Source organism: Streptomyces sp. NPDC048521 (assembly GCF_043199855.1).
In the GTDB taxonomy this organism is placed as follows: domain Bacteria; phylum Actinomycetota; class Actinomycetes; order Streptomycetales; family Streptomycetaceae; genus Streptomyces.
Genome location: NZ_JBICWR010000001.1, coordinates 268,753 through 284,247 on the forward strand (window position 1 = coordinate 268,753; position 15,495 = coordinate 284,247).

Genomic DNA, 15,495 nt, shown 5'->3' on the forward strand with positions numbered 1-15,495 from the left:
CCCGCCCCCGCACCGCATCCGCCGGGCCCGCCGGGCCGGAAGTGCTCAGCGTCCGCATCCCTCGTCCCGGAGCCGCGCCATGTACGTCTCGGTCGTCCTGTTCACCGCCGACCTGCGCCTGCACGACCACCCGCCCCTGCGGGCCGCGCTGGACGGTCCCCGTCAGGTCGTCCCGCTCTTCGTCCACGACCGGGGGGTGGCCGACGCGGGTTTCGCGGCGCCGAACCGGCTGGCGTTCCTCGCCGACTGCCTGCGGGACCTGGACGCCGGGCTGCGCGAGCGCGGCGGACGGCTGGTGGTGCGCTCCGGCGACGTCGTCGCGGAGGTGTGCAAGGTGGCCGCAGAGGCGGACGCCGACGAGGTGCACATGGCGGCCGACGTGAGCGCCTACGCCCAGCTGCGCGAGCGGCGGCTGCGGCGTGCCCTGGAGGCCGGCGGACGGCGGTTGCACGTCCACGAGTCCGTGACCACCGCCGTGGCCCCCGGAGCGGTGACCCCGGCCTCCTCCGACCACTTCGCCGTGTTCACGCCATACTTTCGCCAGTGGTCGGGGCAGCGTCTGCGGGACGTCCTCGGCGCACCCCGCTCGGTCCGCGTGCCGCCCGGCATCGGGTCCGAGGACCTGCCGTCCCGGGCCTCGCCGGCGGGCGTGTCGCCCGCGGTGGCCGCGGGCGGCGAGACGGCGGGCAGGAGACGGCTCACCGCCTGGCTCGGCTCGGGCGTGGCCGCGTACGTGGACCGGCAGGACGATCTGGCCGGTGACGCGACCTCCCGGCTCTCGCCGCACCTGCACTTCGGCACGGTGTCCCCCGTCGAACTCGTCCACCGGGCGCGCCGGGCGGGCGGGCCCGGCGCGGAGGCGTTCGTACGGCAGGTCGCCTGGCGGGACTTCCACCGCCAGGTGCTGGCGGCGCGGCCGGCCGCGGCCACCGCCGACTACCGCACCAAGCGCGACCGCTGGCGGTCCGGGCGGGCGGCCGGCGACGACATCGCGGCGTGGCGGGAGGGCCGTACCGGCTATCCGGTGGTCGACGCGGCGATGCGCCAGTTGCTCCACGAGGGCTGGATGCACAACCGCGCCCGCCTGCTCACGGCGAGCTTCCTCGCCAAGACGCTGTACGTGGACTGGCGCATCGGGGCCCGGCACTTCCTGGAGCTGCTGGTCGACGGGGACGTGGCCAACAACCAGCTGAACTGGCAGTGGGTCGCGGGAACCGGTACGGACACCCGCCCGAACCGGGTCCTCAACCCCGTCACCCAGGGCAAGCGGCACGACCCCGACGGCGCGTACGTCCGGCGCTGGGTGCCCGAGCTGAGGGGCGTCGCGGGCGCGGCGGTGCACGAGCCGTGGAAGGTGCCGGACCGGAGCCGCGCAGGTCTTGAGGACTACCCGGATCCGATCATCGACCTGGCCGCCGGACTGGCCCGCTTCAAGCAGGCCCGGGACCGCGGCTGAGGAGACGGCTCCGGCGGCCCCGGCGTCAGCGCGGTCCGCCGGGTGGTGCGGCGTCGTAGGCGGCCTTCAGGGTGTCGAGGGCCTCGGGCAGGCCGGAAGGGCGGAGCATGCCGCGGGCCGGGCGGCCGGCCCAGCCGGGGCCGCCGAGCATCATCAGCGGTTGCGCGCGGGCACCCTTGACTCCCCATTCCATGGCGGCGATGTGCTCGGCCAGCGGCAGGCTCGCGGTGGAGCGTGCCTGCGCCCACAGCACGACCGCGGCCGGGCCCAGGCGCCGAACCGCCGCCACGAGCGCCTCCGCCGGGACCGCGGCGCCGAACATCCGCGTCGGGACGCCGAGGTGGCTCAGTGCTGCGTCCAGCGCTTCCAGCGGAAGCGTGTGCTGCTCACCGGGGACGCAGGCCAGGACCACGGGACCGGCGCCCGTGGGCTCGGCCGTCGCCGCGGGCTGCCGGGTGTGACGGCGCAGGCTGGTGGAGACCTGCCAGGACAGCAGGTGTTCCACCTCGACGTACCGGTCACCGGACGAGGCCCACTTGCGGCCCACGGCGTGCAGGGTCGGCACCATCACCTCGTGCCACGCGGCCACGAGTCCGTACCGGGTGACGGCCGCCTCCACCTGCTCGCCGACGGCCGGGGCGTCCAGCCGGACGGCCGCACGGGCCAGGCCCCGGCCCTCCTGCCGGGCATCGCCGCGGGACGGTGTGCCGGACGCCGGCACACGGGGGACGGCGCGGCCCGCCCCGGCGGCCGGTGCCGGGGCGACGGCGTCCGGGCGCCGGCTGCCCGACGGACGAGCCCGCTGCTGCGCGGCCCGGGCGGCCTCGGCGGGCGGCACGCCGGACGCGGTCAGCCGGCACATCGTCTCCAGCAAGGCCACGTCCTGCGGTGTCCAGCGCCGGTGCCGGCCGTCGGTGCGGGCGGCGGGGCCGATGCCGTAACGGCGGTCCCAGGACCGCAGGGTGGTGGGCGAGACACCGAGCCGGCGGGCCAGCGCGCCCGTGCTGAGTCCCGGCTCGCCGCTGCCCGAGGGGCCGGCCGGCCCGCTCTGCGGAGTCCCGGCGGCTTCGGACGCGTCCATGGGTCGAGCATACGACGCAGAAGCGATGCGAGTTGTCCGGGTTGCGTACGGGCTCACACGATGGACCCGACCGGGCGGGCCCGGAGACCGTCCTGATCAGCCGCGGAGACGGGACGTGCCGGCTCGGCACGAGCCGGGCGGCCCGGTCGGCCCGTTCGACGCGAAGGAGCCGTCGCCATGATCCCGTACTCGACCACCGTCGCGCGCGGCACCACGGTGCCGCCGGCCCGCACGTCCGCCGGTGCACCGGCGTGGCCGTCCGCCGAGGAACCGCTCACCGACGAGGAGTTGGGCCGGGGCCTGGTGGCCGGCGACGACGCGTGTCTCGCCGCGGTCCACCGCCGCTGGTCCGGCCTGGTGCACACCCTGGCGTGGCGCACGCTGGGCGACGCCAAGGAGGCCGAGGACGTCACCCAGCAGGTGTTCCTCGGCGTCTGGCGCGGGCGCGCCGGCTACCGGCCCGAGCGGGGGACGGTGGCCGGCTGGATCGTCGGCATCACCCGCCGCAGGATCGCCGACGCCCTCGCCGCCCGGACGCGCCGCGGTGAGCTGGTGGCGGCCGCCGGTGCGGCCCTGCCGCCGGACGAGTCCGCCGCCGGGCGTCCCGAGGCCGTCCTGGAGCGGGTCTTCGTGCGCCGCGAACTGGCCCGGCTCCCCGCGGCCCAGCAGCGCGTGCTGCGCCTGGCCTACTTCGAGGACCTCACCCAGACACAGATCGCGGAGCGGACCGGCTGGCCGCTGGGCACCGTCAAGAGCCACGTGCGCCGGGGCCTGCACCAGTTGCGCCGCAACCTCCGGCCGGAGACCGGGACGGAGTGAGTGGTGCGGAAACGATGCGCCTCCTGGGGCAGACATGGCGCTCGCCTGTACACATAAAGGATTAATAAGGGGAAAACGGGTACGTGGGTCGCAGGATACTCCCGCACCGCACCAGACGCGGTCTGGCCTGCCAAGTCAAAGGAGACGAGTTATGGCCAACGTCTCGCACAGGGGTGATTTGTCGACCCACCCCGATGTCCCCGAAATGCGGGATCGCTACGCCCGCATGCTCGGTGGCCGTGATGTGGCGCTCGTGGACGGGCCGGTGTTCCTGCTCGGACTGTACTGCGCGGCATCTCCGTGGATCGTGCACTACTCCGCGAGCCAGCCGGCGCTCATGACGCACAACCTCATCATGGGGATAGCGATAGGCCTGCTGGCACTGGGATTCACCAGGGCCCCCGAGCGGATGTACGGCCTGAGCTGGGCCATGTGCGCCATGGGCATCTGGATGATCATCGCTCCGTGGATCGTGGGCAGCGGCCCGGACGCGGGGGTGATCGTCAACAACATCGTCATAGGCGCCCTGACGCTCGTCCTCGGACTGATCTGCGCCGGTACGGCGGCGAAGAGCACGCCCAGGCCGTAGGAGAAACGCGAGGAAGGGAAGGACAGGGAGAAGAGGGAAGGCCGGTCCGCCCACGCCGACCGGCCTTTCTCCTGTCACCGCGCCGCGGCGACGCCGTACTCCTCGCTGACCTCCTTCGCCCCGAACGGCCACACCTTCTCCAGGCGGGCCCAGATCAGGAAGGCCACGCAGCCGAGGGTGAGCCAGGCCAGGGACCACTCGATGGGATGGCGGCCCGGGGAGTTCTTGTCGGCGTACCCGTAGATGACGCACCAGCCGACGAAGGCGACGATGCTCGGCAGGGGGTAGACCCACATCCGGTACGGGCGGTGCAGCTCCGGCCGGCGGGTGCGCAGGACGCTCAGGGCGACGATCTGGGCGAGGGCCTGCACGATGACCATCACCGTGGTGAGCAGCTGGATCAGCGTCGCGAGGTCGGTGTGCCGGCCGATCAGGAAGCCGCAGGCGGTGATCACGCCCATGGTCGCCAGGCCGAGCGTCGGGAAGCGGTGCCTGGGGTGCAGCTTCTCGTACGGGCGGAAGAAGACCCGGTCGCGGGCGGCGTCGTACGGGACCCGGGAGCCTCCCAGCAGGCCGGTGAACACCGAGGCGAACGCGGTGATCAGGATCAGCACGGTCACCGTGTCGGCCGCACCCTTGCCCCACGTCTCCTCCAGCACCGCAGAGGCCACCGAGGTCGAGGCGATGTCGTGCGGGTCGGTCATCCGGTGCCAGTCGACGACACCGAGCGTGCCGATCTGGAGCAGCAGGTAGATCGCCATGATGCCGAGGATCGAGAAGAGGATGGAGCGCGGCAGGGTGCGGCCGGGGTCCTTGATCTCGGCGCCCATGTATGCGGTGGTGTTGTAGCCGAGGTAGTCGTAGATGCCGATGGTCAGGCCGGCGGCGAAGCCCAGCCAGAAGTGGTCGCTCGTCAGGTCGAAGGCGTGCGCCGGGTAGGTGAAGGCCAGGTGCGGGCTGAAGTCCGTGGCGGCGGCCACGATCACCAGGAGCACCGCGGCGATCATCACCGTCCACATCACGGCGGTGATGCGGGCGATGTGCTCGATGCCGCGCCAGAGCAGGATCACGACCAGGGCGATGATGCCGAGGCCGGTCAGGTCGCCGGACGTCCGGCCCAGATCGGGGGCGAGGTAGCCCAGGTACTGGACGAAGCCGACCACGCCGGTGGACATGATCAGCGGGATGAACAGCATCGCCGTCCACACGAAGAGGAACGGCGCGAGACGGCCGGTGCGGTACTGGAAGGCCTGGCGCAGATAGACGTAACTGCCGCCCGAGCCGGGCATCGAGGCGCCCAGCTCGGCCCAGACCAGCCCGTCGCACAACGCCAGGACCGCGCCCGCGACGAACCCGATGACCGCCTGCGGGCCGCCGAACGCGGCGACCATCAGCGGGATCGTCACGAACGGGCCGATGCCGCACATCTGGCTCATGTTGATGGCCGTCGCCTGGAACAGGCCGACGCGGCGGACGAAGCCACCCGGGGGTGGCGGGCTACCGGACATGGGGGACTCCTGACGCGACGGGCGCTGCGCGGCACCCGGCGGGGCCGACTGGCCGATAAAGTTAAGGAGCCTTACTAGAGGCGTCAAGTACGCGTCAGCCATGCACGAGAATGGTGCGATGCCCGCCGGTGACGTCATAGAGCAGCAGGAACAGCCCTGGAGCCGCCGACGCCTGCGCAGTTCCAACGAGCGGCTGCTCCTGGACCGGCTGCGCGGCCTCGGCGCCGCGTCGCGCGCGCAACTGGCCCGGGAGACCGGCCTGTCGAAACCGACGGTGTCCAGCGCGCTGGCCTCGCTGGAGGCGGCGGGCCTGGTCCATGAGGTCGGCACCCAGGCCCCGGAGCGCGGGCGCACCGCCGTGCTCTACGCCCCCGACCCGGCGGCCGGGTACGCGCTCGGCGTGGACATCGGCCGCGGCTGGCTGCGCGTCGCGGTGGTCGATCTGGACGGCACGGTCGTCGCCCGGGCCGATGTGCGCAACCGGGCCCGCGCCTCCGCCGCCCTGACCGACCTGGTCGTGGGCACCGCCCGCCAGGTGATCGCCAACTCGGCCGTGGACCCGGATCAGGTGGTGCACGGGGTGGTCGGCACACCCGGCGTGTACGACGAGCGGCAGCGGCGGGTGCGGTACGCGATGCATCTGCCGGGCTGGGGGCGGGCCGGGATCGTCGACCGGATGCGCGAGGAACTGGGCGTGCCCCTGGAGGTGCACAACGACGCCAATCTGGCGGCGCTGGGCGAGTACACGTACGGCGTCGGCGCGGGCAGCCGGCTCTTCGCGTACATCCTCATAGGCACCGGCCTGGGCATGGGGGTGGTCAGCGAGGGGCGGCTGTTCTCGGGGGCGCACGGGCTGGCCGGGGAGATCGGGTTCCTGCCCTGGGCCGGCCGGCAGAAGCCGGAGCGGCTGGAGGACGCGGTGTCCGGGGTGGCGGTGGTGGAGGCCGCCCGGCGGTTCGGGATGAGCGGGCAGCTGACGGCGAAGGCCGTCTTCGACGCGGCACGGCAGGGCAGCCCGGCCGCCGTGCGCGCGGTGGAACTGGAGGGCGAGCGGATCGCGCACACCGTCGCGTCGGCCGCCGCCGTGCTCGACCCGGACCTCGTGGTGCTCGGCGGGGGCGTCGGTCACAGCGTCGACCTGCTGCTGCGGCCGGTCCAGGAGCGACTGCGCGCCCTCACTCCGCTGCGCCCGCGGATCGCGCCGAGCCGGCTCGGCGAGGACGCGGTGCTGCTGGGCGCGGTGGCCACGGCACTGGACACCGCCCGGGATCTGGTGTTCGAGCGCCGGGCGACCGGATCCTGACCCCTTCACCGTCCACCACGGCCGGGGTCGTTGACACCACCGGCGGGGCGGCCTAGCTTGAGCGAAATTAGTAAAGTTTCCTAACTTTACGAGGCTGGAGACCCCTGTGTTCCCTCGCCCCGCACTCGGACGCCGGTACACCACCACCGCCCTGGTCCTCGGTCTGCTCGGCACGCTGACCTCCGGCGCCTGGGCCGGCGCCCGGCCACCGGCGCCGTCGCACGGGCACGCCGAGGTCACCCGTGTCCCCTCGGCCGCCGGATCGAGCACCCCGCTCTCCGGCTACGCCATCCAGTCCACGGCGAAGGTGAGCGACTCCCCCGCGGCCGTCTCCTCACCGGGCTATCCGGCGGCCGGCTGGTACCCGGCGGGCCCGCGCTCGACGGTCCTGGGCGCGCTCCTGACCGACGGCGTCTACGCCGACCCCTTCCACTCCACGAACCTGCAGAAGATCCCGCGGGCCGACTTCCAGGTCCCCTGGTGGTACCGGAGTGACTTCACCGTCGAGGACACCGCGCGGCGCACCTCCCTCGACTTCAGCGGTGTCGTCTCGGCGGCCGACGTCTACGTCAACGGCCGGCAGGTGGCGCCGGCCTCTGAGGTCACCGGCGCCTACACCCACCACGAGCTGGACATCACCTCGCTGGTCCGGCCGGGCACGAACACGGTCGCCTTCCGCGTCCGGCCCAACGACCCGGTCAACGACCTCACCATCGGCTGGCTCGACTGGCTCCAGCCGCCGCCGGACCAGAACATGGGCCTCGTCCGGGACGTCCTGGTCCGCAGGGGCGGCCCGGTCGCGCTCCGCGACGCGCATGTGGTCACCGAGCTGGCCGTGCCCTCGCTCGCCACCGCGGACCTGACGGTGAAGGCACAGGCCCGCAACGACACGGGGACTCCGCTCACGGCGGAGATCTCCGGCAGTGTCGGCGGGACGCACTTCACCAGGACCGTGTCGCTCGCCGCCCACGAGACGAAGACCGTCGCCTTCTCCCCCGCCGAGGTGCCCGGCCTGCACCTGACCGGGCCGAAGGTGTGGTGGCCGGCCGGAATGGGCGGGCAGCCGCTGTACGACCTCGACCTCACCGCCACCGTCGCCGGCGGGACGTCGGACACCGCGCACGAGACGTTCGGCATCCGTGACGTGCGGGCGCCGCTGAACCCCGACGGCGCCCGCCAGTACCGGATCAACGGCCGCAGACTGCTGATCAAGGGCGGCGGCTGGTCCCCGGACGAGTTCCTGCGCTGGGACCGCCGCTATGTCGAGGACCGCCTGAAGTACGCCCTCGACCTGGGCCTGAACACCCTCCGGCTGGAAGGGCACCTGGAACCGGACGAGTTCTTCGACCTGGCCGACCGCTACGGCGTGCTCACCCTGCCGGGCTGGGAGTGCTGCACCAAGTGGGAGGGCGACGTCAACGGCAGCGAGAAGGGCGAGGAGTGGACCGAGGCCGACTATCCGGTCGCCAAGGCGTCCATGGCCGCCGAGGCCGCCCGGTTGCGTGGTCACCCGAGCGTGATCTCCTTCCTGATCGGCAGCGACTTCGCACCCGACGCGACGATCGAGAAGAACTACCTGGACGCCCTGAAGGCCGCCGACTGGCCCACCCCGGTCGTCTCCTCCGCCTCCGACAGGTCCTCCCCGCGGCTGGGCAGTTCCGGCATGAAGATGACCGGCCCCTACGACTGGGTACCGCCCGGCTACTGGTACGCCAAGCGCGAGGGCGGGGCCACCGGCTTCAACTCCGAGACCAGCGCGGGCCCGAGCATCCCCACCCTCGACACCCTGCGCCGGATGATGACGCCCGCCGAACTCGACACCCTCTGGAAGGACCCGGACGCCCGGCAGTACCACCGCTCGCCGTCCTCCGTGTTCGGCACGCTGAAGATCTACGACGAGGCCCTCACCGGCCGCTACGGCGCCCCGACGAGCCTCGCCGACTACGTGCGCAAGGCCCAGCTGGCCCAGTACGAGAACGTGCGCGCCCAGTTCGAGGCGTACGAGCGCAACGCGACGGACGAGGACCAGCCCTCCACCGGGGTGATCCACTGGATGTTCAACAGCGGCTGGACGTCCCTGCACTGGCAGCTGACGGACCGCTACCTCGACCAGAACGGCAGCTACTTCGGCGCGAAGAAGGCGAACGAGCCGCTGCACGTCCAGTACTCCTACGACGACCGCTCGGTCGTGGTGGTGAACAACCGGACCGCTCCGGTCGAGGGCCTCACCGCACGGGCCACGCTGTTCAACCCCGACGGCACGCAGACGTACGACAGGACCGTCAGCGGGGTGGCGGTGAACGGTGACGGGGCGCACGGCACACCGCTCACCCTGCCGTCCTCCGTGCGCGGGCCGGCGCGGACGTACCTGCTCCGCCTGGTGCTGACGGACGCGGACGGCAAGGAGGTGAGCCGCAACGTGTACTGGCTCTCCACCGAGCCCGACACGCTCGACTGGAGCGACTCCACCTGGTACTACACGCCGACGACGCGTTACGCCGATCTAAAGGGTCTCGCCTCGATGGCGCGGGTGCCGGTGTCGGCGACGGCGTCGACCACGTCGTCCGGCGGTACGTCGACCACCACGGTGACCGTGCGCCACACGGGCAGCGACAGGACGCCGTCGCTGCTGACGGACGTCCACCTGGTCGACGCGCAGGGCAGGCCGGTGCTGCCGGTGCGCTGGTCGGACAACCAGGTGAGCCTGTGGCCGGGCGAGTCGATCACGCTGACCGCCACCTACCGGACGGCCGACCTGCACGGCTCGGCACCGAGTGTGCGGGTCTCCGGGTGGAACACGCCGGAGCGGACGGTGCCGGCGAGCTGACCGGAGGGGGTGGGCCGGTGGGCCCACCCCGCGCTGTCAGCCGACGTCGAGCGCCGTGTCGTCGATGACGAACGACGTCTGCAGGGTGGAGCCCTCGGTGCCGGTGAACTTGATCGTGACCGTCTGGCCCGCCCAGCTCGCGAGGTTGAAGCTGCGCTGGGTGTAGCCGCTCGCCGCGTTCAGGTTGGAGTACGTCGCGAGCGTCGACAGCACTGTGCCGCTGCTGCTCACCACCTGCGCCTTCAGGGTGTCGTAGGCCGTCGAGGCGGACGTCTCCGCGGTGTCGATGTGGAGGTGGAAGCCGAGGGTGGCGCTGGTGCATCCGGCGGGGATGGTCACCGACTGGGCGAGGGTGTCCGTGTGGGCCGAGCCGTAGCCGTTCAGCCAGGCCTTGTAGGAGCCGGTGCGGGCGGCCTCGCCGGTGTCGTCGGTGATGACGCCGCTGGAAGCGGTCCAGGTGGTGGCGCCGGACTCGAAGCCGTTGTTGCCGAGGAGCTGGGCGGCGGTGCAGGTTCCGGTGCCGCCTGACCCGCTGCTGCCGGAACCGGCCAGCCAGGCCGTGGCGTTGAGGGCGAGCGGCGCGTTGGTGGCGCTGGAGTCGTTCCAGCCGTCGTACAGGGTGTTGCCGGACTGGCCGGTGCCGTCGTCGACCGGGGAGCTGTCACCCCAGAACGCGACCCGCCCGCTGCCGAAGGTGCTGGTGGCGAAGAAGACGCCGGTGTTGCCGGATTGACCGGTGCGGTAGAGCAGGCCCTTGACGCCGGGGTTGTCGGCGGGCTTGAGCGTGGCGGTCGTTCCGCTGGCGATCAGACTCTTGGTGACCGTGCCGAACGGGCCGTGCAGTACCGGGTCGGTGCTGTCACCGATCGCGGAGGGGTGGTCGGAGCCGATACTCAGCGAGTCGATCGAGAAGCCGAACGGGTCGGTGGAGTCGACGCTGTTGTTCGTCATGAGGTCGTTGAGGACCTCGACCGCGTCATAGCCGTCGTTGTTGCGGTCGGCTCCGGTGTGGTCGGAGATCATGAACAGTCCGCCGCCGTTCTTGACGAACGTCATGACGGCGGTCTTCTCGGCCGAGGTGAACGGCGTGTTCGGCTCCGGCAGGACCAGCGTGTCGAAGTTCGACAGGTCGGTCGCGGACGAGCCGCCGTAGCTCAGGCCGGAGCCCGACGGCAGTGTCTTCAGGCTGTAGCCGCCGGTCTTCTGCAGCGCGACGCCCCAGGAGGAGAGCGCGCCGGTCCAGTCGGTCTCGGCGGACGGGGAGGAATCCTGGCCGAGCGGGTCGGGCTGGCTGGTGGAGACGATCCAGTCGGCGTTGCCGGCCGTCTCGGCGTGGGCGTTGTCGAACAGGATGCGGTGCGTGGTCGCCGCGCGGGCGGGCGTGACGGCGCCGACCTGGAGGACGGCTCCGGTGAGGAGCAGCCCGCATCCGGTCAGGGCGGTGGTGAGTCTGCGGCGGGATCTCCTGGGTCCGAGCATCCGGCGAACCTCCATGAGGGTGGGGAGAAGGCGGTGCGGGCGCCAGTCTGCGCGCGTAGAGCCTGCCTGAGGGTTCCCCACGCGTCGCTTGGTTGAAAGGTACATGGCATGAAGGCGCGGTGAACAGAAACTCCCGGTAATGACATGACCGGAGCGCGGTGCCGCCGCTCGCAGGGGGCTCAGGACGTCAGGGCGCCGGCGTGCCGCGGACGGACCCCGCCGTCGATCCGTCGGTCAACTCCCGTAGTGGTAGGGGGTCGTGGTGCTCAGCGCGTGGAAGCCGAGGCGTTCCAGGATCGGGCGGCTCATGGCTGAGGCGTCGACCTGGAGGTAGCGGTATCCGCGGGCGGCGGCGACGCGGGCACGGTGGGCGACCAGGGCGCGGTAGACGCCCCGGCCCCGCCAGGCCTCGACCGTGCCACCGCCCCACAGCCCGGCGAACCGGGTGCCGGGCACCAGCTCCATCCGGGCGGCGCTGACGGGTTCCTCGCCGGCGAGCGCGACCACCGCGACGACCGAGCCGGGATCGGCGGCGAGGCGCGCGAGCAGCCGGTGCCGCAGCCAGGAGCCGTCGGTACCGAAGGCCTTCTCGTGCACGTCCACGACGAGGTCGACGCCGGCCGGGTCGGTGGCCGGCACCAGCCGGACACCCTCGGGCGGTGCGGCGTCCAGGCCCATCCGGGCCGGCTCGCCGATCATCAGCGTCTCCTCGGGCTCGGCCCGGAACCCGGCGGCGGCGAGCCGGGCGCCGAGATCCTCCGGCCGGTCATGGCCGTAGAGCTTCCACTCGAAGTCGCGGCCGAGGCCGGTGAAGTACGCGATCTGCTCCCGGATCGCCCGGTCCGCGCGCGCCGCGTCCAGCGCCGACCACAGCACGCCGTTCCAGCCCCCGGGGTCCGCGACCTGCCGCACCACCCCGCCGATCCGCTCGATCCGGGCGCCGGGGCCGTCGGGACGGGCACCCTCGCGCATGTCCCGGTCGTACAGGGCGAGCACCGCTGTGTGATCCATGCGCTCACTGCATCATGTGCGCCCGCGTGCGGCAACGGAGTTACCGGTCGCCCGGCGTGGCCGCCTCCGGCCGCACGGCGGCCAGGTAGGCGGCGAGCCGGTCGCGGTTGCGGGCCAGGCAGTCGATGCGGGCCTGGATGCGGTCGATGTGCCCCTGCAGCAGCGCGGCCGTCTGCGGGGTCACGCAGTCGGCGGGCGGGTGGAGGTCCCCGGGGTCGGAGAGGTAGGGCAGGATCACGCGGATCATCTCGGTGGTCAGGCCGGAGTCGAGCAGGCCCCGGATCTGCTGGACGTCCGCGACGGAGGATGCGGGGTAGCTGCGGTAGCCGTTGCCGGCGCGCTCCGGATGGAGCAGGTCCTGCTCCTCGTAGTAGCGCAGCAACCGTGTCGGCACGCCCGTGCGACGCGACAGTTCGCCGATCCGCATGCCGACCTCCCGGGACCTCCGGCTTGACCTTCACACTGATGTGAGGCTTCGACCATGGTCACATGTCCCTGCCTTCCCAGGTCAAGGGCGGCCGGCTGCCGTGGTCCGGGCTGCTGGCCCTGTCCTGCGCCGCGTTCACCGCCGTACTGACCGAACTCCTCCCGGCCGGCCTGCTGCCGGCGATGGCAGCCCCGCTCGGGGTCGCCGAGTCCCGGATCGGTTTCCTCGTCACCGCCTACGCGGCCGCCTCCTTCCTGGCCGCGGTCCCGGTGACCGTCGCGCTGCGCGGACTGCCGCGGCGGCGGGTGCTGTGCGGTGCGCTGCTGGGGTTCGCCGTCAGCAACACCCTGGTCGCGCTGTCCTCGTCGTATCCGCTCACCTTCGCGGCCCGGCTGCTCGCCGGGGCGACGGGTGGCACGCTGTGGGCGATGCTGGTCGGCTACGCAGCCCGGATGGTGCCGGCCGAGCGGCGCGGCCGGGCCATCGCGATCGTGCTCGCCGGGATCACCCTGGCCCTGTCGCTGGGGGTGCCCGCCGGTACCGCGCTGGCCGGGGCGGTGGGCTGGCGGGCGGCGTTCGCGACACCGGCCGTGCTCGCCGTCGTGCTCGTGGTGTGGGTACGGCTGCGGGTGCCGGGTTTCCCCGGGGAGCCGTCGCACGCGCGCGTGCCGCTCACCCGGGTCGCCGTACGCCCGGGGATCCGCCCGGTGCTGTCGGTGACGCTGTTCCTGCTGCTGGGGCACCAGGTGATGTACACGTACGTGGCCCCGTTCGCCGCGCATGCCGGGTACGGCCGTACGGGCCTGCTGCTCGCGGTGTTCGGCACCGCCACGGTGGCCGGGGTCTGGGTCACCGGTGTGCTGATCGACCGGTGGCCGCGCCCCACCCTGCTCACGGCGCTCGCCCTGTTCACCGCCGTCCTGCTGGTGCTGGGCCTGCGCGCCGGGGTGCACGCGCTGCTGGTGGGCGCCGTCGCGCTGTGGGGTGTGGCCTTCGGCGGGGCGCCCACCCTGATCCAGACGGCGCTGGTCGACGTCTCGGGTCCTGCCGACGCCGATGTGGCGACGTCGTTGCAGACCACGGTGTACAACGCGGGCATCGCCGCGGGTTCGCTCACCGGCGGTGTGGCGCTGGACGCGCTGGGTCCCGGAGCCCTGCCCTGGACCGCGCTGCCGCCTGCCCTGGTGGCGCTCGCGACGGTCGCGGCCGGGCGCCGCTACGCCTTCCCGGCCGTACGGCGCGACGTCGCCCCAGCGGCACATCCCGCTCGCCGGGCCGCCGCGGAGGCCGTGGCCCGCACCGCCGGGGATCATGCCGTGAGGAGGTCGGTGGCCGATGGTGAAGGACAGTGAGCTGGGATGTCTGCGCCGTGCGTGGAGCCGGCGGCCGAGGCGCCGGACGCCGGGGACGAGCCCTTCGGGTCGGTGCTCGTGGCCGGCGACGGCAGGGTGCCGGCCCAGGACCGCAACCGGGTGGCCGGCGGGGACCGGACCCGGCACCCCGAGTTCGAGCCGGCCCGCTGGTCGGCCGCGCACCTCACTCCCGCGGAGCGGGCGGCGGCGACCGTGTACACCTCCGGCGAGCACTGCCCGATGTGCGCGGCGGCGCACGCCTGGGTGGGGCTCGGCCGGATCGTGTACGTCGTCTCGTCCGAGCAGTTGATGGGCCGGCCGGCCGACTTGGGCGTACCCGCGCCGCCGGTGCGGACCCTGCCCGTCCGGGAGGTCGCGCCCGCCGTGACCGTCGAGGGGCCGGTGCCGGAGCCGGCGGAGCGGGTGCGGGACCTGCACCGCCGCTTCCGGGCGGCGCGCACCCGATCCGCTCGGGGGGTCAGCCGAGTTCGAGCGTGGTGACGCCGAACACGCGCTCCTGGGCGAAGTCGCGCACCGGGCCGGTGTACATGCGGGCGGTCTCGAACGAGGCGTGGAAGCCCGCCTCTTCGGCGAGCGCGACGCCGGCCGCGTTCGGCTCGGGCACGTCGATGGCGACCTCGCGGCCGGCGGCATCGGCGACGAGGGCGGTGAACAGGGCCCGGGCGTCCTCGGCGGTGTCCGCGAAGAGGGGGCCGATGCGCAGGCTGTCGTGGCCGGGGCGGATCACGCCGTAGCCGACGAGCCGTTCGCCGTCGTGGCGGACGAAGACGCGGTGGCCGGCGCCGGCGAGCCACTCGGCGAGGAAGCGGGGGCGATCCGCCGGACAGCACGCGCTGTCGTAGGCGGCGATCGCGGCCCGGTCGGCGGTCCCGGCGGGCCGGACACCCCGGGCGACCTCCCCCTCGGGAGCGGTGCCGGTGAACCGGATGGTGCGGTGGGCGAGGACGAAGCCGGACTGGCGGTAGTTGTCCTGCTGGGCGACGACCCCGTCGAGGCCGACGGTGCGGTTGCCGGCATGGGCGAGGGCGGTCTTCCAGGTGGTGAGGCCGTGACCGTGGCCGCGCAGGTCGGGGCGGACGAGGTAGCAGCCCAGGAAGGCGTAGTCGGGGTCGTAGTCGACGACGGAGATGGCGGACACCGGCTCCCCGTCGATCCGGCCGAGGAAGAAGCCGTCGGGGTCCTGGGCGAAGAACGCGGGCCCGTCGGACAGCCCGGGGTTCCAGCCCTCCGCCGCCGCCCACCCGCTGATCACCGGCCAGTCGGCGAGGGTGGCCTGCGTGACGACGAGGTCGTGGGGGGCCGCAGAGGTCATCGGTGCGCTCCGTTTTCCGTCGGGGTCGGCTGCCGCGCAGCATCCTTCCGGATCAACGGGGGCCGCGCCACGGGGAGATCAGCCGTTGCGCGGCGCGCGACACGGCCGCTCGAGAGCGGTGGTACCGCAGCGCCGACGGACGCGCCGAAGGGGGGGAGGGGCAGCCGGATCCTCCTTCGGTGAGGGCCGGTTCGCACGGCACATCGCGCCCGGCGCGGCAGCGCCCGGCGCGGCAGCGCCCGCCGTCGCCCGCGTATGCCGTCGGCCCCCGGATCGGCCTTGCCGAGCGAGTCCCCACCGGACCGGCGTT

The 15,495-nt window shown here is 73.2% G+C and carries 12 protein-coding genes and 1 pseudogene; 7 read left to right on the top strand and 6 right to left on the bottom strand.

All coding sequences use genetic code 11. The annotated features are described in order from the left end of the window. Positions 1-79 precede the first annotated feature (79 nt). Positions 80-1,456 (top strand): cryptochrome/photolyase family protein, encoded by a 1,377-nt coding sequence (locus ACGFRF_RS01245; protein WP_393735959.1) that lies wholly within the window; start codon positions 80-82, stop codon positions 1,454-1,456. A gap of 25 nt (positions 1,457-1,481) precedes the next feature. Here the strand turns inward: ACGFRF_RS01245 and ACGFRF_RS01250 are convergent, their stop codons facing one another. Continuing rightward, positions 1,482-2,537 carry a MerR family transcriptional regulator gene (locus ACGFRF_RS01250; RefSeq protein ID WP_393735961.1) on the bottom strand — a complete coding sequence of 352 codons (1,056 nt, stop codon included), beginning with the start codon at positions 2,535-2,537 and terminating at the stop codon, positions 1,482-1,484. A gap of 177 nt (positions 2,538-2,714) precedes the next feature. On the opposite strand from ACGFRF_RS01250, the gene ACGFRF_RS01255 reads away from it, so the two are divergent. Together ACGFRF_RS01255 and ACGFRF_RS01260 are read left to right on the top strand one after the other, a co-directional pair. Further along, positions 2,715-3,356 carry a sigma-70 family RNA polymerase sigma factor gene (locus tag ACGFRF_RS01255; RefSeq protein WP_393735963.1) on the top strand — a complete coding sequence of 214 codons (642 nt, stop codon included), beginning with the start codon at positions 2,715-2,717 and terminating at the stop codon, positions 3,354-3,356. Between the two features lie 151 nt (positions 3,357-3,507). Beyond that, on the top strand, positions 3,508-3,945 hold the full coding sequence (locus ACGFRF_RS01260) for an SPW repeat protein (RefSeq protein WP_393735965.1): 438 nt from the start codon (positions 3,508-3,510) through the stop codon (positions 3,943-3,945). Between the two features lie 74 nt (positions 3,946-4,019). Here ACGFRF_RS01260 and ACGFRF_RS01265 read toward each other — a convergent pair whose 3' ends face one another. Continuing rightward, positions 4,020-5,453 carry an APC family permease gene (locus tag ACGFRF_RS01265; RefSeq protein ID WP_393735967.1) on the bottom strand — a complete coding sequence of 478 codons (1,434 nt, stop codon included), beginning with the start codon at positions 5,451-5,453 and terminating at the stop codon, positions 4,020-4,022. 118 nt (positions 5,454-5,571) lie between these two features. On the opposite strand from ACGFRF_RS01265, the gene ACGFRF_RS01270 reads away from it, so the two are divergent. After that, positions 5,572-6,756: an ROK family transcriptional regulator gene (locus ACGFRF_RS01270; protein ID WP_393737085.1), complete on the top strand. Its 1,185-nt coding sequence runs from the start codon at positions 5,572-5,574 to the stop codon at positions 6,754-6,756. A gap of 106 nt (positions 6,757-6,862) precedes the next feature. Next, positions 6,863-9,583: a sugar-binding domain-containing protein gene (locus tag ACGFRF_RS01275; RefSeq protein ID WP_393735969.1), complete on the top strand. Its 2,721-nt coding sequence runs from the start codon at positions 6,863-6,865 to the stop codon at positions 9,581-9,583. A gap of 36 nt (positions 9,584-9,619) precedes the next feature. On the opposite strand, the gene ACGFRF_RS01280 is transcribed toward ACGFRF_RS01275, so the two are convergent. From ACGFRF_RS01280 to ACGFRF_RS01290, 3 genes are all read right to left on the bottom strand, one after another. Further along, complete coding sequence (locus ACGFRF_RS01280) at positions 9,620-11,062, bottom strand: hydrolase (protein ID WP_393735971.1); 1,443 nt, start codon at positions 11,060-11,062, stop codon at positions 9,620-9,622. A 234-nt stretch (positions 11,063-11,296) separates the two neighbouring features. Beyond that, a complete protein-coding gene (locus ACGFRF_RS01285) occupies positions 11,297-12,073 on the bottom strand; it encodes a GNAT family N-acetyltransferase (protein WP_393735973.1) in 777 nt (258 codons plus the stop codon). Positions 12,074-12,113: 40 nt separating this feature from the next. Continuing rightward, entirely contained in the window at positions 12,114-12,500 is a 387-nt protein-coding gene (locus ACGFRF_RS01290) for a MerR family transcriptional regulator (RefSeq protein WP_393735975.1), read from the bottom strand. A 62-nt stretch (positions 12,501-12,562) separates the two neighbouring features. Between ACGFRF_RS01290 and ACGFRF_RS01295 the strand changes: the two genes are divergently transcribed. Then, on the top strand, positions 12,563-13,852 hold the full coding sequence (locus ACGFRF_RS01295) for an MFS transporter (RefSeq protein ID WP_393735977.1): 1,290 nt from the start codon (positions 12,563-12,565) through the stop codon (positions 13,850-13,852). Then, positions 13,836-14,353, top strand: a pseudogene (locus ACGFRF_RS01300) (nucleoside deaminase). The gene ACGFRF_RS01295 and the pseudogene ACGFRF_RS01300 overlap by 17 nt, the downstream one beginning before the upstream one ends. On the opposite strand, the gene ACGFRF_RS01305 reads toward ACGFRF_RS01300, so the two are convergent. After that, entirely contained in the window at positions 14,331-15,185 is an 855-nt protein-coding gene (locus ACGFRF_RS01305) for a GNAT family N-acetyltransferase (RefSeq protein WP_393735979.1), read from the bottom strand. The pseudogene ACGFRF_RS01300 and the gene ACGFRF_RS01305 overlap by 23 nt on opposite strands. Positions 15,186-15,495: the final 310 nt, after the last annotated feature.

Coding starts and splice junctions, on each gene's coding strand:
- ACGFRF_RS01245 (WP_393735959.1), top strand. CDS start 80: ATGTACGTCTCGGTCGTCCTGTTCACCGCCGACCTGCGCCTGCACGAC.
- ACGFRF_RS01250 (WP_393735961.1), bottom strand. CDS start 2,537: ATGGACGCGTCCGAAGCCGCCGGGACTCCGCAGAGCGGGCCGGCCGGC.
- ACGFRF_RS01255 (WP_393735963.1), top strand. CDS start 2,715: ATGATCCCGTACTCGACCACCGTCGCGCGCGGCACCACGGTGCCGCCG.
- ACGFRF_RS01260 (WP_393735965.1), top strand. CDS start 3,508: ATGGCCAACGTCTCGCACAGGGGTGATTTGTCGACCCACCCCGATGTC.
- ACGFRF_RS01265 (WP_393735967.1), bottom strand. CDS start 5,453: ATGTCCGGTAGCCCGCCACCCCCGGGTGGCTTCGTCCGCCGCGTCGGC.
- ACGFRF_RS01270 (WP_393737085.1), top strand. CDS start 5,572: ATGCCCGCCGGTGACGTCATAGAGCAGCAGGAACAGCCCTGGAGCCGC.
- ACGFRF_RS01280 (WP_393735971.1), bottom strand. CDS start 11,062: ATGCTCGGACCCAGGAGATCCCGCCGCAGACTCACCACCGCCCTGACC.
- ACGFRF_RS01285 (WP_393735973.1), bottom strand. CDS start 12,073: ATGGATCACACAGCGGTGCTCGCCCTGTACGACCGGGACATGCGCGAG.
- ACGFRF_RS01290 (WP_393735975.1), bottom strand. CDS start 12,500: ATGCGGATCGGCGAACTGTCGCGTCGCACGGGCGTGCCGACACGGTTG.
- ACGFRF_RS01295 (WP_393735977.1), top strand. CDS start 12,563: ATGTCCCTGCCTTCCCAGGTCAAGGGCGGCCGGCTGCCGTGGTCCGGG.
- ACGFRF_RS01305 (WP_393735979.1), bottom strand. CDS start 15,185: ATGACCTCTGCGGCCCCCCACGACCTCGTCGTCACGCAGGCCACCCTC.